Annotated in this window: 12 protein-coding genes and 1 pseudogene; 6 read left to right on the top strand and 7 right to left on the bottom strand. The window is 43.4% G+C overall.

What is annotated here, in order from left to right:
* Positions 1 to 3: 3 nt before the first annotated feature.
* Complete coding sequence (locus PZB74_RS03165; protein WP_302240710.1) at positions 4 to 1,050, bottom strand: agmatine deiminase family protein; 1,047 nt, start codon at positions 1,048 to 1,050, stop codon at positions 4 to 6.
* 112 nt (positions 1,051 to 1,162) lie between these two features.
* Here PZB74_RS03165 and PZB74_RS03160 point away from each other — a divergent pair, with 112 nt between their 5' ends.
* On the top strand, positions 1,163 to 3,019 hold the full coding sequence (locus PZB74_RS03160) for a mucoidy inhibitor MuiA family protein (protein ID WP_302240709.1): 1,857 nt from the start codon (positions 1,163 to 1,165) through the stop codon (positions 3,017 to 3,019).
* Positions 3,020 to 3,228: 209 nt separating this feature from the next.
* On the opposite strand, the pseudogene PZB74_RS03155 reads toward PZB74_RS03160, so the two are convergent.
* Both PZB74_RS03155 and PZB74_RS03150 read right to left on the bottom strand, forming a co-directional pair.
* Positions 3,229 to 4,254, bottom strand: a pseudogene (locus PZB74_RS03155) (IS481 family transposase); the annotation flags it as partial.
* A gap of 116 nt (positions 4,255 to 4,370) precedes the next feature.
* On the bottom strand, positions 4,371 to 5,207 hold the full coding sequence (locus PZB74_RS03150; protein WP_302240707.1) for a helix-turn-helix domain-containing protein: 837 nt from the start codon (positions 5,205 to 5,207) through the stop codon (positions 4,371 to 4,373).
* 323 nt (positions 5,208 to 5,530) lie between these two features.
* Between PZB74_RS03150 and PZB74_RS03145 the strand changes: the two genes are divergently transcribed.
* From PZB74_RS03145 to PZB74_RS03135, 3 genes are all read left to right on the top strand, one after another.
* The gene (locus PZB74_RS03145) at positions 5,531 to 6,703 is read left to right on the top strand and encodes an MFS transporter (protein ID WP_302240705.1); all 1,173 of its coding nucleotides are present in this window, start codon (positions 5,531 to 5,533) and stop codon (positions 6,701 to 6,703) included.
* A 4-nt stretch (positions 6,704 to 6,707) separates the two neighbouring features.
* Entirely contained in the window at positions 6,708 to 7,670 is a 963-nt protein-coding gene (locus tag PZB74_RS03140) for an aldo/keto reductase (protein ID WP_302240703.1), read from the top strand.
* 146 nt (positions 7,671 to 7,816) lie between these two features.
* Positions 7,817 to 10,039, top strand: coding sequence for an FUSC family protein (locus PZB74_RS03135; RefSeq protein WP_302240701.1), 2,223 nt, complete (start codon positions 7,817 to 7,819; stop codon positions 10,037 to 10,039).
* Between the two features lie 4 nt (positions 10,040 to 10,043).
* On the opposite strand, the gene PZB74_RS03130 is transcribed toward PZB74_RS03135, so the two are convergent.
* From PZB74_RS03130 to PZB74_RS03115, 4 genes are all read right to left on the bottom strand, one after another.
* Complete coding sequence (locus PZB74_RS03130; RefSeq protein WP_302240699.1) at positions 10,044 to 11,135, bottom strand: endo-1,4-beta-xylanase; 1,092 nt, start codon at positions 11,133 to 11,135, stop codon at positions 10,044 to 10,046.
* 27 nt (positions 11,136 to 11,162) lie between these two features.
* Positions 11,163 to 13,337 carry an alpha-glucuronidase family glycosyl hydrolase gene (locus PZB74_RS03125; RefSeq protein ID WP_302240698.1) on the bottom strand — a complete coding sequence of 725 codons (2,175 nt, stop codon included), beginning with the start codon at positions 13,335 to 13,337 and terminating at the stop codon, positions 11,163 to 11,165.
* A 10-nt stretch (positions 13,338 to 13,347) separates the two neighbouring features.
* Complete coding sequence (locus PZB74_RS03120; protein WP_302240697.1) at positions 13,348 to 14,373, bottom strand: LacI family DNA-binding transcriptional regulator; 1,026 nt, start codon at positions 14,371 to 14,373, stop codon at positions 13,348 to 13,350.
* Positions 14,374 to 14,508: 135 nt separating this feature from the next.
* The gene (locus PZB74_RS03115) at positions 14,509 to 15,540 is read right to left on the bottom strand and encodes a LacI family DNA-binding transcriptional regulator (protein ID WP_302240695.1); all 1,032 of its coding nucleotides are present in this window, start codon (positions 15,538 to 15,540) and stop codon (positions 14,509 to 14,511) included.
* Between the two features lie 349 nt (positions 15,541 to 15,889).
* Here PZB74_RS03115 and PZB74_RS03110 point away from each other — a divergent pair, with 349 nt between their 5' ends.
* Both PZB74_RS03110 and PZB74_RS03105 read left to right on the top strand, forming a co-directional pair.
* Positions 15,890 to 19,009 (top strand): SusC/RagA family TonB-linked outer membrane protein, encoded by a 3,120-nt coding sequence (locus tag PZB74_RS03110; RefSeq protein WP_302240694.1) that lies wholly within the window; start codon positions 15,890 to 15,892, stop codon positions 19,007 to 19,009.
* Positions 19,010 to 19,038: 29 nt separating this feature from the next.
* A complete protein-coding gene (locus PZB74_RS03105; protein WP_302240692.1) occupies positions 19,039 to 20,871 on the top strand; it encodes a RagB/SusD family nutrient uptake outer membrane protein in 1,833 nt (610 codons plus the stop codon).
* Positions 20,872 to 20,976 lie beyond the last annotated feature (105 nt).

The raw sequence follows: 20,976 nt of genomic DNA, 5'->3' as shown, positions 1-20,976 counted from the left end.
ATGTTATTTATTTTCTTCAGCAATCACTCCTACAGGGTACTGCATGGTGATGCAATGCAAAGAACCGTGCTGTTGAATTAAAGGTTCGCAATTGATACCTATAATTTCATGCTGAGGAAAAGCGCTTTCTAGTGCCGCTTTGGCCTGCTGATTTTTCACTTCATTTGCGTAAAATGGCAACAGAACTGCTCCATTGATAATCAGAAAGTTAGCATAGGTAGCAGGCAGGCGATGCCCATCTTCGTCCAAGGCAATATCGGCCATGGGCAGAGGAACTAAACGATAAGACTCCTCGTCTATCGTGCGGAATTTTAACAGTTCCTGCTCCATTTTCTGCAAAGCTTCAAAATGCGGATCATCACGATCCTGGCATTGCACATAGGCAATAGTCTGTGGGTCACAAAAGCGAGCCAGCGTATCTACATGGCTATCCGTATCATCCCCTTCCAGGTAGCCATAGTGGAGCCAGAGAATACGTTTTAGCTTAAATATCTTTTTGAGCTCCTCTTCTATATCCTCTTTGTTTAGGTGATCGTTACGGTTAGGGGCCATAAGGCAGTCTACAGTAGTAAGCAGAGTACCTTCACCATCTGACTCTAGCGCCCCGCCTTCCAACACCATGTGCTGACAGTTACGGTAATGTACCGATTTGTTAAATAGGCCATCCAGGTACATACGACGGGTCAGAAGGTTGTCGTGGTTAGCTGCAAACTTAAGGCCCCAGCCGTTGAACCGAAAATCCAGAAGAACAGGCTCTCCGTTTTCTATGAGGGTAATGCCTCCATGATCCCGCGCCCAGGTATCGTTTGTGGGTAGTTTATGTAGCCTGATGTTATCTAAATTACAACCTTTGAGCTGTGTTTTTACTTCTTCGGGCTCATGGCAGATAATAAGTAGCTTTTGCCTTTCAGCAATATTTCTGGCAATTTCTACGTAGCATTCCAGCACCTCATGGAGTGAAGCAAACCAATCGGTGCCTGCGTGTGGCCAGGTAAGCTGTATGGCACTTTGCGGATGCCACTCCGCTGGAAAAAATGTGCTTGTGTTCATAGATTCAAATTAAAAATTCAAACTTACGAATAGAAAAGTTTATGGACTAAGTTTTCTTTTTGTGGATTTGTATAATTATTGTAATTATACAAAGAATAAATATGTAAAAAATATGATCAGGCTTCTGCTATTATTAATCCAATGTATTGTTTTAAATCTAAATCTTGTAGCTCAAAACACTCCTCTATCTAAGCTAAACTCAAAAGTAGACTCGGTAAAAGTATTCTTACAGGGAGCCCAGGTATATCGCAGTGCCCAGACTAAACTTAGTGCCGGAAAATCAACTATTGTAATTCAGGGCCTTTCTCCATATATCAATCCCCAAAGTATTCAAGTCAAAACTACAAGCAATTTACTGGTACTCTCAGTTAATCATCGGTTGAATTATCTGGGAGAAGAAGCGAAGAACACGCTTCAGGATAGCGTATATGCTATTGAAGATAGTATTAATATGGAAAAAGCTTTACAGGAGGTATTGGATGAAGAATTGGAATTTCTGAAAAAGAATAACGAGATCGCAGGGACAGATAATGGCCTTTCGTTGAATAATCTAAAAGAAATAAGCAATTATTACCGGCAGCGGATGAAAGCAATTAGGCTAGAAAAATTAACCATTAAAAGTCGCTTACAGAAACTTCAGAAAAAACTAGATAAGTTTAATCTGCAACTTGCCCAATGGAATAATGACCAATCTGCTCGTGGAGAAATTGTTGTGGCTGTGGACAGTAAAAGTGCGCAAATAGTTGATTTGGTCTGTTCTTATATGGTAGCTCACGCAAGTTGGTTTCCTGTCTATGATTTAAGAGCCAAAGATGTTAAGAGTCCAGTAGAGTTGATGTACAAAGCACGTGTGCAACAAAATACAGGAGAGAATTGGAAGAATGTAAAAATTGCGCTATCAAATGCAAACCCTACAGCTAGTGGAAATATGCCTGTCCTTTCGCCCTGGTACCTGGATTTCAATAGAACTTATCCTCAAAATCTTCAAACTATCTATACTAGTGTGAATCCTAGTGTAAGGCAAGTAAGGGGTAAAATTAGTGATGCTGAAACAGGAGAACCCCTTCCCGGGGTGAATATTTTAATTAAAGGAACTTCAGTAGGGACAGTTACTGATGTTAATGGAGAATATCATATTTCCATTCCTCAGGGAACTACTACTTTATCTGTAAACTACATTGGTTACAAGAAGCAGGAAGTACCAATTGCCAATGAGAACATGAACTTTATGTTGGAACCTGATATGCATCAGTTGAGCGAAGTCGTCGTTACCGGATACGCTAAGAAAAGGTTGTTAGGAAAAGTAAGGGGAATCACATCCAGTGTAGCATCAGTGGAAGCAGATGTACAAACTGTACCTATGACCCTGGTAGAAAACCAGACCCATGTGGAATTTAGTGTGGAGATTCCTTACACTATAAAATCAGATGGAAAGAGCTATACAGTAGATCTTGCACAACTGGAAATACCGGCACAGTATGAATACCAATGTGTACCAAAACTGGATAAGGATGCCTTTCTGATAGCTCGTATTACAGATTGGGAGAAGTATAATCTACTGGAAGGAGAAGTAAGCCTTTTTTTTGAACATACCTATATAGGAAAATCTCTACTAGATGTTCGCTTTGTCAAAGATACACTGGATGTTTCATTAGGAAGAGACAGAAATGTAGTTGTAGAGCGAATTAAAGTGCAGGATTATACCAAAAAGCGATTCATTGGTTCTAAACAAGAAGATAGTCGTGGTTGGCGATTGGAAGCAAAAAATAACAAAGTACTAGGTATCAATCTGACTGTATATGATCAGATTCCTGTTTCAAGAGTAAGTGATATAGAAGTTGAAGCAGAAGAGCTAAGCGAAGCTAAGATAAAAGAAGAGACAGGTATAGTACAATGGAATTTAACTATACCGGCAAATTCATCAGCGAGTAAAGTGATACGATACAATGTTAAGTATCCTAAAGTGTAATAGTCAAGATTACCTCTGACAGTCGAGGCCTATGAGATGCGCTTCTAAGGCATCTGATTCTTGGAATGTTGAGCTTTTTGGGAGGGTCTCCTCAGAGCCCCTTGACCATTCCAGTCAGTCAGACTATTCCTGGCGGGTTGCTCGCCATCAGGGCCCGCTTCCGCTTCGTCTGACACTAGTAAAGGTATAAAATTCTGATGATGAGTTTGTAACATTTTCTCCTTTGTCAGATGTAAATCTTCTTGCCAAGTTTGCATTGGGGTCCTACCATTGCAATGCTTCCCGCTGTGAGTTCTTTGCTCATTATAATAGTTAAGCCACAGGTCCAAATCCTGTTGTAACTCTTCCAGCGTTTTGTAGACCTTTTTACGAAAGGCTACTGAATAGAATTCGTTCTGCATGGTGCGGTGTAATCGTTCACAGATACCATTGGTTTGTGGACTCTTCGCTTTGGTTTTGCTGTGATCTACATCCTCTATGGCTAAGTACAACTGGTACTCGTGATGCTCGCGATTACCGCAGTACTCACTACCCCGATCCGTTAAGATGCGCAACAATGGAATCTCATACTGCTCGTAGAAAGGAACAACGCGATCATTGAGCAGATCAGCCGCTACCAGGGCGTTCTTACGATCATAGAGCTTAGCGTGGGCTACCTTGGTGTAAGTATCTACAAAGGTCTGCTGATAGATTTTGCCTACCCCTTTGATATAGCCTACGTAGTAGGTGTCCTGCGATCCTAAGTAGCCAGGGTGATACGTTTCTATTTCCCCATGGGCTACTTTCTCTTCTTTAGCTTTTTCCATCGCCGCCAGTTGTGCCTCAGTGAGAATGAGTCCTTCTTGGGCTACTTTGGCTTCTAATGCTTTCAAGCGTTTGGGAAAAGTCTCTAGCTGATGACGCAACCACACTGAGCGAACCCCACCGGGGGAGATGAAAACGTGGTTCTTCTTCAGCTCGTTGGAAACGCGTACCTGCCCCAAGGCCGGTTGTTCAATGGCCAGCTCGACTACTGCCTGTTCAACGGATGCCGCTACGCGGTTCTTAGCATTAGGCTTCTTGCGGCTCATCTCTTGCAGAGCCGCGCTACCGCCTTGTTCGTAGAGCTCTTTAAAGCGGTAGAAAGAATCTCTACTGTAGCCCATCACCTTACAGGCTTGAGATACATTGCCTAGCATCTCAGCCAGGTTTAGTAATCCTAATTTGTTCTTAATAACTTTGTCTTCGGTAGTCATGATGTAATCGGGTTTAAGTAAATGAAATGATCTCGTCAATCTCAATTTACCTAAACTGTCAGATTATGTCTTGACTATTTCACCTAAAGATAGAAATTTGGTGTTGGAGTAGTTGTTTACTCCCTTAGCTCGCTCATGCTTTTGCCTGCTTTGCTTTTAATAAATTTGTGGAGGTGGCTTTCGTCTACAAAGCCAAACTCCTGAGCAACTTGCTTCATGCCCGTCTGGCTACTCTTCAACCTTTGCTCAATTAGTTTGTAGCGGTACTGGCTGACATAGTCTCGCAAGGTACTGCCTACTTTTTCTTTAAAAAGCATACCTATATAGTTAGGAGAGTAATGAAAGTGATCAGCCAGGTTTTTTAGCCTAAGTTTTTCAGGCTCATAGATATTCATTTCAATATAGCCCATAATTTCCTCAGCAATACCTGCTGCGGGCTGAGAAGATTGCTGTAGCGCATACCCCTGACTGTTTCGCTTTACAATAAGGATGATTACCGAGAAGAGCTGGAAAATAATCTTTCTGCTTAAAGCTTTATTACGGTTAAACTCTTCAGAAATGATGAGCAAAAGCTGCGCTACTAACTCCTGGTCTGATGTTTCGCTAAGTAAATTCCCTTTTTTTCTTTCGGGGCTGTATAACAACTGCTCTAAGTCGCGGTGCCAGAGATCAGGCAGAGGTAGTTCTCCATGATGTTGAAAATACTGCCTGGTAAATTTAAAGTAAATGAATCGTGACCTTTGCTTGAGTTTGAATGCATGTACATCTTCGGGGCCTAAAAGAAATAAATGGCCTGTATTGTATTCGGACTCCACTCCGTTTAGATGATGAGTACCCGCGCCTCTGACGATAAATATCAGTTCAAAATGATTGTGGTTATGCATGGGATGCTCCCATTTGTCCACCTCAAAATCATCTATCATCAGGCTGTCAAACTGCTTGTATCGCTTCATGATGCATATTTACATAATTACCTTAGATATTTACAAGAACTGCAAAAGCTGTGTGGAGTTTAATCGACAATAATGAATGCTTATGCAGCAAAAGAAGATAGCCTACGTATTAGCTCGTTTACCCATTAGCTTTAGTTTTTTAGGGTACGGACTGGTGCGTATTCCCAAACTCTCCACTTTCTTCCGCAACTAATGTTGCAGCATTGAGAGTAGATGGAGGAGTTGTCAACGCTATTTTCTAGCTTTGCCAGCAGTATACAGACAGAATAGCCTCGTAAAGGCTAAAAGAATAAGAGTAATATAACCAACAAAAAGAGTAAAAGATGAACAAAGCACTAATAGCATTGGCTATTGGCGGGTTTGGTATAGGTATGACCGAATTCGTAATTATGGGAATCCTCCCGGATGTGGCAAAAGCACTGGAAATTACTATTCCTCAGTCAGGACATTTTATCTCAGCTTATGCGCTGGGAGTAGTAGTAGGAGCACCATTACTAACAGGTTTAGGCAGCAAGTGGCCTGCACACAGGATGTTGTTTTACCTTATGGTATGGTTCACCATTTTCAATACACTTTCGGCCTTTGCCAACAATTATGAGTCTCTTCTGGTTTTAAGGTTTCTGTCGGGTTTGCCGCATGGCGCTTTCTTTGGCATAGGTGCTGTAGTGGCAGGGAAGCTTTCCAAACCAGGAAAAGAGGCTCAGGCCATCGCAATTATGTTTACCGGACTAACCATTGCCAACGTAATAGGTGTACCATTAGGAACATACTTTGGTCATGAGTTTAGCTGGAGCATAGCTTTTCTGATGGTAGGAGTAGTAGGCTTATTGGCTATGCTAAGCATTAAATACTGGATGCCGGAACTCCCACAATCTTCTTCAGGAGGTATTCGCAAAGATTTGAAAGTATTCAGACGGCTGGAGTTGTGGATGGTAATTTTGCTGACTACCATAGGAACAGGTGGTTTTTTTGCCTGGTACAGCTACATCGCTCCACTCATTACGGAAGTAGCCGGACACCCCGAAAGCGTGGTAAGTTATGCGATGATACTGGCAGGAACAGGCATGGCCATAGGTAACTTACTGGGAGCAAAAATGGCCGAGAAGTTTTCGCCTATTCATGCGGTAGTCTTTGCGCTTATACTCATGGCAAGTGTGCTGGTGGCTAATACATTTCTGGCAGGAGACCCTATTGCAGTGCTGGTTATGACATTCGTAATAGGCGTAGTCGCTTTTTGTATTTCTGCCCCTATACAGATTACCATGATCAGGACGGCCAAAGGTTCTGAAATGTTAGGTTCTTCCATGAATCAAAGTGCTTTTAATATGGGCAATGCTTCTGGAGCATATCTGGCAGGTTTACCTATTGCACTAGGTTATGGATTTACTTCAGCAGACCTGGTAGGGGCGGCATTGGCAGGTATGGGTGTTATCATAGCTCTGGCTATCATCCTGATCAGAAAGAAGAAAGTTAATTTAGTACCGATAAATCAATGATATTATGCATAAAAGACCTTTAGGAAATACAGACTTAAAAACTACCCCTATTGTATTTGGGGGCAATGTGTTTGGCTGGACTCTGGACGAAAAAGCATCTTTTGCGATGCTGGACGAATTACTTGATTATGGCTTTGATACCATAGATACGGCTGATGTATACTCACGCTGGGCAGAAGGAAACCAGGGTGGGGAGTCTGAGACGATTATAGGCAAATGGATGAAAAACCGTAGTAATCGTGAGAAACTTACTGTTATTACCAAAGTGGGTGCCGATATGGGGCAGGGTCATAAAGACCTGACCGAAGAGTACATTCTCAAAGCAGCAGATGATTCGCTTAGAAGGTTACAGACTGATTATATAGACCTGTATCTAACACACTGGGACGATGATCGTACTCCGGTAGAAGAGACACTGGGAGCTTATGAAAAGCTGATTGAAGCAGGTAAGGTTCGTTATATTGGTGCCTCTAACCTGAATCCCGAAAGATTGAAGGCATCGCTGGAGGCCAGCAAAAGAGATGGATTACCTCGCTACGAAGTTTTCCAGCCCGGCTACAATCTATACGATCGTCAGGAGTTTGAAGAAGGTGTAGCTTCAATCTGCAAGGAAGAAGGCCTTGGTGTAATTACGTACTTCTCTCTGGCAAGCGGTTTTCTTACCGGTAAATACCGTAGTAAAGCAGACTTTGAAGGAAAAGCGCGTGCTGCATTTGTAGAAAAATACCTGGACGATAAAGGTAATAATATCCTCGCGGCACTGGATGAGGTTGCTCGTAAGCACAGTGTTTCTCAGGCAGGTGTGGCGCTGGCCTGGCTACTACACCAGCCTACAGTAACTGCTCCTATTGCCAGTGCTACCAAAAGCAAACATTTACAGGCTTTTATAGAAGCCGCACAGCTACAGCTAAGCAGAGAAGATATGGCTCAGCTAGATGAAGCCTCTACCTATATCACAAATGTATAGTAGCATAAAAGCTTAGTTTTTAAAAGAAGCACCTGGCTTATTAATAGCGCAGGTGCTTTTATTTTGTATTAGCTTATACATTCCAAACTATTCCTCACTATCCTCAGTATATTGAAAGTGATTTTAGCCAATGCCAAACCGCTTATATGATTCAGTCGGTAGTACGTTTTCTTAAAAGCATAGATTTTTTTAAAAGCATCACGCTGCTTATTGCGCTGCTTATTCCTCTGGGGCTGTTCAACTTATTAGGAGTTCCTTCGCTGGCTATAAGTGTAGCTATGGGTGTGTTTTTGTGTTTTCCTAGCGACATTCCCGGCAGTATGCGACATATGGCTCTGGGTATCTTTGTGAGCAGCATTATTGCTATGGTTACCATGCTGGCTATACATCTGGCGTATTTTTCTCTCTGGGTGCTTATGCCAGTACTGGCAGTGTTGGTATTTTTTTATTCTATGCTTTCGGTCTATGGCTTCAGAGCATCTTTGGTCAGTTTTTCCGGTCTGTTGGCTATTATTCTAGCTTTTGCTCGTCCTACCAGTGGTCAGGCTTTGTTAGCTCATGCCTCCTTTGTATTTGCTGGAGGTATGTGGTATCTGGGAGTTACTATGCTGGCTCATGCGCTGGTATTTAGGCGACATAATCAGCTGATACTGGCTGAGTGTATGCAGCTAACCGCACAGTACTTGAGAGTAAGAGCGCAACTGGTAGAGAAACCACAGCAGACAGATCAATTCCAAAAAGAACTGTTTACCCTACAAACAGAGATTAACGAAAAGCACGAAAAGCTCCGCGAAATCTTCGTTTCAGAAAGAAACCATTCTGGCAATTCGTATTCCGCTAATAAATACATCCTCATTTTTATAGAACTGGTAGATATTCTGGAACTGACCATCTCTAACCCGGCAAACTACCACAAAATAGGGACTTACTTTAAAGGAGAAGAGGACATGCTCAAACCGTTTATTCGTATCATCCAGACGATGGCAGAGCGCTTGGAAAATCAGGCTGAAGTAGTGGCACGCGACAGAAAAGAAATTGTAAAAGTAGATACAGCTCCTCTTTTTCAGGAGGCTCAGGCCAAACTGGATAATTATTTACAAATGCATCAGCTAAACCAGCTTAACGAAGAAGGAATAATACTGGGTAATCTGTTAGACTACGAGCAAAAACAACAGCAGAAGATTGAGAGCATTGAGCGGGTGCTGCAAAATCTGACTGATCAGGAGCAGATTATGCGTAGAAGTCAGGATGTAGAAAAATTTATTACGCAGCAGGACTATGATATCAGCATTTTGCTTCAGAATCTGAATACTAAATCTACGATTTTCAGACATGCTGTGCGCCTTACCGTAACGGTTATGTTGGGTTACCTGCTAAGTTCTCTGATCATGATCCAGATACCTTACTGGGTAATGTTGACGATAGTTGTAATTATGCGACCCAGCTATGGCCTCACCAAAAGCCGCTCTATACAAAGGGTGTACGGCACCCTGATTGGAGGGGTAATTGCTCTGATAATTGTATTGCTTACTCAGCACCCGGTAGTCTACGGTAGCCTGGCGGCTGTTTCCCTGGTTTTTGCCATCTCATTAGTGCAAAAAAATTATGCGGGTTCTGCTGTATTTATCACCCTGACAGTGGTCTTTTTGTATACCTTTATTAAGCCCGATGCATTTAATGTAATTCAGTACAGGGTGCTTGATACCGCAGTAGGAGCGGGGCTTTCTTTTCTGGCCAGCCTGTTTCTGTGGCCCAGCTGGGAGTTTATGAACATACAAAAAGTATTGGCCGATAGCATAGGAGCTAACCGTAAATACCTTCAGGAGATCAGCAATTACTACCAGCAGAAGGGCGAGGTGCCAACCGTATACAAGCTTGCCAGAAAAGAAGCTTTTATTGCGGTAGGGGAGATGAGTGCGGCTTTCCAACGTATGAATCAGGAACCCAAATCTAAGCGGCAAAATTTTGCCAAAACCTATGAGCTTTCTGTGCTTAACCATACCTTCCTTACTGCTGCTGCCGCTTTAGGTACCTATATACAAAACCACATAACCAGCGAAAAGTCTACTTATTTTCAGGCCTATATAGATAGTGCTGAAGAAAACCTAAAGGCTGCCCAGGCATTGCTAAACGGAGAGTCACCAGACAAAACTCTTAAAAGTGTACAGTTAGAAGGAGCCAGATCTTATCTGGAAGAGCAGTACCAGCAATTGGTAGAAGTCAACCGGAATATGAGTACAGCGGAATTCACCTCACCCCAGAAAGAAAAGCAAATTCAGTTGCAGGAGGCCAGTCTGGTCATCGGTCAGCTTAAATGGATCAACTCTTTGTCAGAAAGTATAAAAAACGCTGTATTAGCTTTACAGTAAAGCTTTACTTTACCTCTACTACCGCATCAAAAGCAGGCTTAGGCTGATAATTACGATCAAATAGAAGCGGGTAGTTAGTTCTGCCTCGCATAGGCCAGTTGTTAAGCCAGGAGTGATGATCGGCTACACCCCATAATGTAATTCTGCCAATCTTATCCTTATGCTTATAGAAGAGTGCAAAAAGGTTAGCGTAGCGTTCAGCAAGTGATTGCTGTACTTTTTCTGGAAGCTCTTCAGCATAGGGATTGTATTTCTTCTGAGTTTCAAAATTCTGGTTAAGATCCGCACCCTCACTACCCTTTCTGGGCAGTACATCAACATCTAATTCAGTAATCATGACTTTTATACCCAGGCTGGAAAAAGCTTTAATGCTGGCTTCAATCTCCTCCAGGCTAGGGCCTTCCAGACTATAGTGCCCCTGCATGCCAATGCCATCTATCCGAACACCTGCCGACTGTAACTTTTTAATCAGGCGGACAGCCCCCTCACGCTTTTCAGTTTTCCATAAATTGTAATCGTTGTAGTAGAGTTCAGCTTCCGGAGCGGCCTGCTGAGCGTAAGTAAAAGCTTTTTCCAGATAGTCTTCTCCGATAATGTCCAACCATTTGGTCTGGCGGAGGCTTCCGTCTTCATTCAGAGCTTCGTTAACAACGTCCCACCCATTTATTTTGCCGCTATACCTGCCTGCCACTTTGCTGATATGATCCTGCATGCGGCTAAGCAGGGCTGCTCTGTCTAGTGCCTGACCATCTGAGTCTTCAAAAACCCAATCCGGCGTCTGTTGGTGCCAAACCAGCGTGTGCCCTATGATGAACATATCGTGTTTTTCACCCAGCGCAACGTATTTGTCGGCAGCACTAAAGTTGTATTCGTCTGGCTCAGGGTGTACTGGTCCCCATTTTAACATGTTTTCAGGGGTGATGGTATTAAAGTGCTTAGAGATTAAAGCTATAGCTTCTTGATCTTTGCCCTCCGCCTGCCTGTAGTTGATAGCTGCGCCAATAAGAAAATCATTAGCATAAGTTTCTTGTAATGATTGTGCTGACAACGCATGGGTAAATGACCAAAGTAGTAATATGGAAAAAGCCGTTTTCATTAGAATTAGATTATGGTTAACAAATAATTACCACCTTGGCCGTATGCCTGGGGCAAAGGGAAAGCTCAGGTTCTGATAGTGTTCCAGCGACTCCTCCGGTTTCTCTACACCTTCGGGAATGGGTAGTTTTGAGAAGGTCTGGAAGTAGCTCAGGCAGGCATCTTTCCACCATACAGCTTCTTGCTCCTGAATTTCAAGAAACGCTTTTACCTGAGCAAAGCGCTCGGCGTCAATCTTACCTTCTACATTCTGCCAGTGCTGTTGCATCTGCCTTACACTATCTACCCCTTTTTGATAATGTAGGGCTATCTCTTTCCAAAGTGTGTTTCCGGAAGCCATCTGATAGTCCCAGTCCAGATGGTGGAACCAAAGGAGGTATTTTTCCGGGCAGGATGCTGGGTCTCCGTATTTTTTAGCTACCTCAGGGAAGTACTGAGCTACGGCATTGCTGCCGCTTTTGCTACGGTCAAAGCCTATACCTTTTTCATCTGCCCGATGGTAGTAGACAGAAGTCCAGTCAGCACGGGGCATCTTTTTAACCCAGGGGCCTGGACCGTAGTGGTGCCCTGCGCCCATGATATGATGTAAGCCTAGGGGTGTCATATAATTGACGAGTGCCTCATGGGAGTTGAGCATCATAGATTTGATGGTTTTTACTGCTGCCTCGTTATTAGAGAAAGTCATGCCTATCCATTCTTCTGCTATATCTTCTGAAGACAGTTGAGGGTTCCAGGCTAGCCTGCCATAGGCATACCAGTTGGCCTGCCCGAATATATGTCCCGTCCAGTTTCTATCAGTGCCAATATTAGCGACTCCGGCTATTCCGCTGGTATTGTAGTTGTGCAGGCTGCCGTCTATCACTTTGGCTACAGTAGAGCCCTCTCCCTTAGCATATGTGTCTGCCCGGAGTACTTCTTCATACATAGGAGCCAGATAAACCAGATGCGTGCCCTGCCCAAGATACTCCTGTGTAATTTGAAATTCCATCATCAGTGGAGTCTCAGGCATAGCCCCGAAAAGGGGGTGGAAAGGTTCACGAGGCTGAAAATCAATAGCTCCATTTTTTACCTGTATCAATACATTATCTTTGAAGCTGCCATCTAAGGGTTTGAACTCATTGTAAGCCTGCTTGGCCCGATCATCGGGTTCATCCTCGCTATATACAAAGGCTCGCCACATCACTACGCCTTCGTGTTCTGCTACTGCCTCTGCCAGCATATTTGCTCCATCCGCATGTGTACGCCCATAATTTTGAGGCCCAGGTTGGCCTTCAGAATTAGCTTTTACTAAAAAGCCTCCAAAGTCAGGGATGTACTCGTAAATTTCACTCACTTTGCTGTTCCACCACGCTTGTACTTCAGGACTTAAAGGGTCGGCAGTTTGTAGCCCTCCAATCTCTACCGGAGCACTGAAGCGAGCGGTTAGGTAGACCTTAATTCCGTAGGGTCGGAAAATATTAGCCAGGGCAGCAGCCTTTTCCAGATACTGAGGCGTAAGTACCAGCGCATTAGCATTAACATTGGTAAGCACTGTACCATTAATGCCAATAGAGGCGTTGGCACGGGCATAGTCTGTATAACGTGGGTCTTCATAGGTTGGAAGTTTGTGCCAGTCCCAGATGGAAAAGCCGGCATAGCCTCTTTCTACAGTTCGGTCCAGATTATCCCAGTGGTTCAGTACTCGGTGCCTGATCTGAGGAGTACTTTGAATATTGAGATGGGTGAGGGCGTGCTGGGTCTGTATCAGTTTCAGGAAATGAAAAACACCATAGAGCACACCTATGTCGGTATTTGCGGCTATAGCTATAATATTTTTATCCTGATAGCGGGTATTTGTAATAAGAAAACCTTCATCGGCTAATGTGCTCAGCTGCTCTCCTAAGTCTAAGGAGGCAATAACTGATGAACTGGCAACTGTACCCGCAACTAGCGTAGCATCGTCTACAATTTCAACTTCTGCTATCTGCTTTCCCAGCAAGCCGCTAAGCCCGAGGCTAAGCTCCTGCCTGCTGGCCTGCAAACTGGCTGACTCTCCTTTGAGCTGCCAGCCTTTAATTTGAGTACGGTAAGTATTAAGTAACTGCTGGTCGGTAAGCAAATCGTATCTTAGCCAGAGGCGATAACCATCTTCTGCAGCCAGTTTTAAGGGGAAAATTAGAGAAAAAAATAGGACTAGCCTGAGTAGTTTTAGTGTGTGCGTCATATTCTAAATACTAGGTTTTTTTACTGGAAGACTCCCGGGCAATAAGTTTATGTTTAAGCATAATCGTGTTCATGCTGTCGCCAGAAGAATGTTTAAGTTTGTTAATTAGTGTTTTGGCTGCTACCTCACCCATTTCATATCCGGGGTATTGTATGGTAGTCAGGCGCGGCTCTACCAGTCTGGAAATAGGATCATCATTGAAACCAACTATGGCAATATCTTCCGGTATTCGGATGCCGGCGCGCTTCAGCTCGCTCATACAGGCGGCAGCCGAGGTGTCGCTGGATGTAAAAATGCCATCGGGTAGTTTTTCCATATCAAGTATCTGTTGAGCTGCTTTAATACCCAACTGGCCACCACGGATATCAATAATGACCAGCTCAGGATCGTAAGCTATGCCATGGTCCTCAAGTGCCTGCTTATAGCCCTCGTGGCGGTCGGCGTAAACATTGGATTGTAGATTACCACCAATATGCATAATCCTTTTACAACCCTGTTTTAGCAGATGCAGAGTAGCATCGTAACCTGCCTGGGTATTGTCAATAAGTATGCTGGTACAATTGGGATCCTCAAATACACGGTCAAAAAAGATCAGTGGAATCTCTTTTTTAAGTATAAAGTCAAAATGTTCTATGCTCTGTGTATCTCCGGCCAGAGATACCAACAGCCCATCTACCCGGCTATTATACATCGTTTTTACACTGGCTGATTCTTTGCTTACTGACTCCAGCGACTGGCTGATGATCAGGTTGTAACCTTCCTGGTTAGCGGCTTTTTCTATACCGGCAATTACCGAAGACATAAAGTAACTGTTGAGGTGGGGCACCACAACACCTATAGTGTTGGTTTTTCTTTTTCGTAGGCTGCTGGCAAAAAAGTTATGCTGATAGCCCATCTCCTGTGCCATAGCCCTTATTTTATCTTTAGTCTCCTGCTTTATTGCCGGATGGTCTTTTAGCCCCCTGCTTACGGTAGCTGCAGAAATGTTTAATGCTTTGGCTATATCATAGATAGTTACTTCTCTCTTGGTCTTCATGCTGCAAAATCAGGAATGTCTGGAATAGATAAATGCAAAAATAGAGAACTTGCTCTAATTACATTTGTAAGAGTTATATTTTACAATATGCTAAATTTTATTCTTGCAGAGCAGGAGTTTTAGTGAATTTATATACTAAGTCGTTTTTCGTAAAGAGGACGCCCTGATCAGCAATTCTGTTTTGAGTACTATCGTTTGAGATTGTACAATGTCGGTGTTTTCGCGATTTTTGAGTACCTGCTGTGCGGCTATCTTTCCCATTTCAAATGCCGGGTGAGTAATTGTAGTAAGTGCCGGGTCAATGATAGAAGAGATAGGGTCGTCATTAAAACCAACAAAAGCGATATCCTGCGGAATATGCAGGCCACGCTGCTTTGCCACTTGTATTGCTCCTACAGCCGCAGAGTCATTCGCAGAAAAAACAGCATCCGGGGGCTGGGGTAAACTCAGAAGCTGAGCCATGCTTTCTCTACCTTCTTCCAGGCTTAGTTTGTTGTGTACCATAAGCTCGTCTTCTACTTCCATACCGTAATGCTTGAGAGCCTCTATGTAACCCTGCTGACGCTCATAATATACATTTCTGTGTTGAGCCCCTCCAAAATGAGCAATACGCCGGCAGCCCATTTTAATCAGGTGCTCAGTTGCTTTGTATGCGGCTGCAAAATTATCAATAACGATACGGTCTGTTTCCAGCTCATCACTGATACGGTCTATAGATACCAGCGGAATATCTTTTTGCATAAAAGGGTAAAAGTGATCGTACGTTTGGGTTTCCATAGCCAATGAAACTATAAGGCCGGCCACACGATTGGAGTAGAGCGTCTGGGCATTGGCTACTTCTTTCTCATAAGAATCATAAGTTTGAGAGATAATGACATTAAAGCCTGCCTGGTTTGCCTCTTCCTCTATACCACTTATTACCGAAGCGACAAAGGGGCGACTTATCAGTGGCATAATTACACCTATGGTATTGCTTTTGTTTTTTCGGAGGCTGGATGCTACTGAGTTAGGACGGTAGCCCAGTTTTTTTGCGAGTTTTTTTACTGCCTGAGTTGTGTCTTTGCCTATACTGTGATGATCGTTGAGTGCTCTGGAAACTGTAGTGGGAGATACGTTCAGAGCTTTTGCCAGATCGTATATCGTCACCTCTTTAGTAATCTTTCTCATGGCTGTAGGTATGTTTGCTGTTTTCTTCTTGGGCCATATTGCTGTCAGATGAATACTCTGATGCTATACTGAAGCATAAAGGTAGCAATTGTTATTTGTGTAAATATTCAGGTATTGCTTATGTGGCAGTACTAAAGTACAATAATTATCAAAATTTACACAATCGGTTGCGTAGTTAATGTAATTTTTTTTACTTTTAACTTCAAGAAAGGAAAGAATAATAGCCAAAATATTTAATAATCATGTAAATAACAGATTAATAGGTGGTTTTTATTTGATATTTTTAGACAATGGATTGACTAATACAACTACTATACATACTAACTATAACAACCTAAATTCATGAACGATGATTACTAATCGGCAAATTTTCATGGGTTGCTTTCTCATGTTTGCCTGTATGCTCAGTGTACTGCAAGCATTTGCTCAATCCAATGGGCTTGAAGTAACTGGAAAAGTTACGGATAGCGAGGGCGCTTTACCAGGTGTTAATATTCTGGTAAAAGGAAGCAGTAGCGGAACCGTTACTGATATTGACGGTAACTACCGTATTAAGGTACCCGCAGAAAACGATACCCTTATCTTTTCTTCTATCGGATACGCCAGTCAGGAAATTCCAGTTGGCGGGCGTTCAGTCATTGATTTGCAACTGAGCGAAGACATTAAAAACTTAAGCGAAGTGGTGGTAGTCGGCTACGGTACTCAGAAAAAAAGAGACCTTACGGGTGCAGTATCTCAGGTAAGTGCCGAGCGGCTGGAAAACGAAAATCCTAATGCCGTTCAGGATATATTAAGAGGTAATATCGCCGGACTAAATGTGGGCTACTCTACCTCTGCCAAAGGTGGTGGTAACCTGGAGGTACGAGGTAAGACTACCCTAAACGCGGGTTCTTCTCCTTTGATTGTACTGGATGGAGCTATCTACTACGGTGAACTCTCAGATATTAACCCTAATGATATTGAAAGTGTAGATGTGCTCAAAGACGCAAGCTCTACCGCAGTATTTGGAGCTAAAGCAGCCAATGGAGTTATCCTTATTACTACTAAAAAAGGTAAGTCAGGTAAGCCTACTATCACCCTGAACACCAACGTAGGCCTCGCCGGAATGTCAGTACATGAGCCGGTTTATGGCCCTGATGAGTTTGTAGCCTGGCGAAGTGATGTTATGCGCAGCATAGACGTTAACCATGAGCCCTATCGCTACACTAACCCTAATAACCTGCCTTCTGATATTACCCTGGACGAATGGATGAGCTACGATGGCTCAGATGGCGACCCCGAAACGGTATGGCTGCAACGTCTAAACATGCAGCCTGTAGAAATTGCTAACTACAAAGAAGGCAAGTCTGTAGATTGGTACGATATGGTCTTCCAGAACGGTCTCCGCCAGGACCATACCCTGAGCCTTTCCGGAAAAAAAGATGAACTGTCTTACTATATGTCATTAGGCTATCTGGATAATGAAGGTATAGTAGTAGGAGATCGTTTTCAAACTATCAGAAGCCGCCTGAATATTGAAGGACAGGTAAACAAGTTCCTGAGTGTAGGAATGAATACGCAGTTTGCCGATCGTGATGAAAGCTTCGTACCTGCTAACTGGGGAGTAATCAGAAGCAACTCACCCTGGGGGTCGGAGTACACAGACGATGGAGAGGAGTACCGCCTTAACCCTAACGATGAGCGTAGTGGTGGTGCCCACCCTTACGTAGGCATGCGGTATGTAGATCGCTTACAAAAAATTACTACCCTCAATACCACACTTTTTGGTAAAGTAAAGCTGCCTCTTGGCATTACTTATCAGGTGAACTTTACGCCTCGCTACGAATTTTATGAGCGTTATAACCATGAGTCGGCAGCATATCAGGGTTATGCAAACCGGGGAGGAATTGCTTCGCGCCAGCAGAGAAAAATCTATACCTGGCAGGTAGATAATATTCTGAAGTGGAACAAAACAATTGGCGATATCCATAACTTTGACGTAACCCTGCTTGCCAATGCAGAGAAATACCAGAGTTGGGATAACACCATGACCAACAACGATTTTGATCCACACGATCGTTTGGGTTATCATAACATCTCTGCGGGTATTAACCCTATTGTAAGTAGTAATGATGAGTACAGTACAGGAGATGCCCTGATGGGACGCTTGTTTTACTCATTAAAAGACCGCTACCTCCTAACGCTATCGGTAAGAAGAGATGGCTACTCTGCTTTCGGACGCGAAAACTCTCGCGCTACCTTTCCCGCAGCTGCTTTAGGGTGGGTGTTTACGGATGAAAACTTCTTCAATAGCAGCTGGATTGACTATGGTAAGCTACGTTTCTCCTGGGGGATCAATGGTAACCGGGATATCGGCCGCTATGCCTCACTGGCAGACCTTACTACTGGTAAATATCTACACGTAAGAGATGATGGTACTGTCTATCAGGTATCTCAGTTGTATGTGAACAATATGTCTAACAACAACCTGAGATGGGAGAAAACCATGTCTTATAATATCGGAATGGACTTCACTCTTTTTGACAATGTACTGGATGGTACTGTTGAGGCCTATCATATGTCTACTACCGACCTGCTGGTGCAGCGTTCGCTACCAGATATACTTGGTTTTAACTGGGTATGGGCAAACCTGGGTGAAGTACAAAACAGAGGAGTGGAACTTAACCTGAGTTCAGTAAACATGAACCGCAAGAATTTCTCCTGGAGAAGCACGTTTAATTTTCAGCTGAACAGAAACGAAATAATAAGCCTGTACGGCGATATGGTAGATGTGGTAGATGAGCAGGGTAATGTGATAGGACAACGCGAAGCAGATGATTATGAGAATGAATGGTTTATCGGCCATGCTATAGATGAGATTTGGGATATGCGTGAAGAAGGAGTGTGGCAGGTAGATGAAGCAGAAGAGGCTGCTCACTACGGAGTACACCCTGGTGACTTTAAGGTAAAAGATGTGAACGGAGATACACTCTACACCAGAGACGACAAAGAGTTTTTAGGGTTTAAGGAACCTCGCTTCCGTTGGACACTCAGAAATGAGTTTACTCTTTTCAAAAACATAGACGTATCGTTTATGCTTTACTCGTACTGGGGGCATATGACGCCTTATAATCAGGCAAAAAACAGAGATGGGTTTTTGGATAGAACCAACTCACATCAGTTTCCTTACTGGACACCTGATAATCCTTCCAACGACTATGCGCGTCTGTATTCCAGCAATGGTAGTGCAAGCTTTAATGTGTACAGAAAAAGATCGTTTGTACGACTAGACAACATTGCTATAGCTTATTCTTTTCCTCGTCAGCTGATTGAAAAAGCAAGTATTGAAAGTCTGAGGGTTTATTTCAACATCAGAAATGTAGGAGTCTGGTCACCTGACTGGACTTACTGGGACCCTGAGTGGGATCCAGATGTAGGACCTGGGCCAACGCCGCGTTTCTTTACTCTCGGTGTAAACCTAACCCTTTAAGCAGATCTTAGACCTAAAACACTTGCATTATGTTATTCAAAAAATCAATACATATCGCGCTACTATTTGCTGGCATCTTTGTCACCATTAGTAGTTGCGAAGAAAAGTGGCTGGAGCCTAAGCCACTCTCTTTCTATGCTCCGGAAAACACTTTCTCTGATGCGCAGGGCATGCGTGGGGCATTGGTAGCCTGTCTGAGAAATATGCGTTACGAGTGGTATGGTGATGGTTCACCTATCATTACTGAACAGATATTTTCTGAGGTAGCAGTAGAAGGTACTACAGACAAGTCCGGGCCGGCGCAGGATCTTAACCTGCTAATTACTCCTGATGCGCAACTAAACAGTACCGATCATAACCGAATAGGTTGGTACTGGTACGAAGGTTACAAAGGTATCAAGTATGCCAATGCAGTAATCACAAGAATAGACCTACCCGAATGGAACTCAGAAGAAGAGAGAAACGAAGTGCTGGGGACTGCCTACTTCCATCGTGCTTACCGTTACTACCGCCTTACCCAGCAGTTTGGAGATGTGCCCTTGGTGCTTAAAGAGTATGCGGAGCCTAAGCTTGACTTTTATTCTACCAAGCGCGAGGTAGTTCTTCAGAAAATGAAAGAAGACCTGGAATTTGCTCAGGAATGGGTAAGTGATGATGTAGACAAAGGTCAGGTGACAAAAGGAGCAGTAAGCCACCTGCTTACCAAAGTAAATCTGGCTTTAGGGCTTTTTGATGATGCCATACAGTCTGCCAGCAATGTAATAGACGGTGGAACCTACGCGCTAATGACCAGCCGCTTTGGAGTAGATGCCAACGATCCTGAGAAAAATGTAATCTGGGATTTGCATCGGCCAGAAAATAAGTCTTTAGCTACTAATACAGAGGCTCTGCTATTGGTTATTGACAGATTAGATATAGAAGGCAATACCGGTGGTACTTCTACCATGCGTCAGGGGGTACCTTTCTGGGGAAGTAACATAAACACTCCAGCAGGAAATAAAGGGACATCTGATCAACCAAATATTGATATAGACCAGGTAAACCAGTATGGCAGAGGAATCGGCCGTATGCGAGGTACACCATATCATACCAAGTACATCTGGACAGACCCTAACGATTTGCGTCATGCTCCCGGCAACTGGATGGATATGGAAGATCTGGTTTACAATAACCCCAATATTAAAGATTCTGATCCTTACTATGGCAAACCGCTACAGCTTAGAGATGAAGACGGCACGCTGCTGGTTGTAGATACTATCAGAAGCTGGTTTGGATGGCCTCATTACAAGCTGTTTGTGCCTGACCCACAGGCTGTACAGCCTGCGGGAGGTAATTCAGACTGGTACGTGTTCCGACTGGCAGAAACGTATCTGCTCAGAGCAGAGGCTTATTTCTGGAAAGGTGATCTGGCAAATGCTGCGGCGGACCTGAATGCGGTACGCAATAGGGCAGGTGCTGCGGATATTATGCCTTCCGATGTTAATATCGGAACTATACTGGATGAAAGAGCACGTGAGCTATATTATGAAGAGCCTCGTACTACTGAGCTCACTCGTATCGCCTTCCTCTTCGCACAAACTGGCAAAACAGCTTACAATGGCAATAGCTATGATATGCAAAGCTTCTCTGAGCGTAATTTTTATTATGATCGTATTATGGAAACCACAGACTTTTATAATAAAGGAGTTACTACCCGCCATGGAGACCGCTATACCATGAGTCCTTATCATGTGCTATGGCCAATACCGGCAGATGCGATCAATACAAATACGCAAGGACAGATCAATCAGAACAAAGGCTATGCAGGCTACGAGAATAATGTGCCTGCACTTACTGAAATACCCTCTGAAGATGCAATCTGACAAGAGAGTATAAAAAGTATAGTATGAAATAACTGATAATAACTATCTTAAAGCACAGAGTTTTTACTGACGCCAGTAAAAGCTCTGTTTTACACACTACTCATA

The sequence above is a fragment of the Porifericola rhodea genome (assembly GCF_030506305.1).
Classification (GTDB): domain Bacteria; phylum Bacteroidota; class Bacteroidia; order Cytophagales; family Cyclobacteriaceae; genus Catalinimonas; species Catalinimonas rhodea.
Note: the sequence above shows the minus strand (reverse complement) of the source record. Positions and strands in the feature narration are given on the sequence as shown.

Coding starts and splice junctions, on each gene's coding strand:
- PZB74_RS03145 (WP_302240705.1), top strand. CDS start 5,531: ATGAACAAAGCACTAATAGCATTGGCTATTGGCGGGTTTGGTATAGGT.
- PZB74_RS03140 (WP_302240703.1), top strand. CDS start 6,708: ATGCATAAAAGACCTTTAGGAAATACAGACTTAAAAACTACCCCTATT.
- PZB74_RS03105 (WP_302240692.1), top strand. CDS start 19,039: ATGTTATTCAAAAAATCAATACATATCGCGCTACTATTTGCTGGCATC.
- PZB74_RS03165 (WP_302240710.1), bottom strand. CDS start 1,050: ATGAACACAAGCACATTTTTTCCAGCGGAGTGGCATCCGCAAAGTGCC.
- PZB74_RS03120 (WP_302240697.1), bottom strand. CDS start 14,373: ATGAAGACCAAGAGAGAAGTAACTATCTATGATATAGCCAAAGCATTA.
- PZB74_RS03135 (WP_302240701.1), top strand. CDS start 7,817: ATGATTCAGTCGGTAGTACGTTTTCTTAAAAGCATAGATTTTTTTAAA.
- PZB74_RS03130 (WP_302240699.1), bottom strand. CDS start 11,135: ATGAAAACGGCTTTTTCCATATTACTACTTTGGTCATTTACCCATGCG.
- PZB74_RS03110 (WP_302240694.1), top strand. CDS start 15,890: ATGATTACTAATCGGCAAATTTTCATGGGTTGCTTTCTCATGTTTGCC.
- PZB74_RS03150 (WP_302240707.1), bottom strand. CDS start 5,207: ATGAAGCGATACAAGCAGTTTGACAGCCTGATGATAGATGATTTTGAG.
- PZB74_RS03160 (WP_302240709.1), top strand. CDS start 1,163: ATGATCAGGCTTCTGCTATTATTAATCCAATGTATTGTTTTAAATCTA.
- PZB74_RS03115 (WP_302240695.1), bottom strand. CDS start 15,540: ATGAGAAAGATTACTAAAGAGGTGACGATATACGATCTGGCAAAAGCT.
- PZB74_RS03125 (WP_302240698.1), bottom strand. CDS start 13,337: ATGACGCACACACTAAAACTACTCAGGCTAGTCCTATTTTTTTCTCTA.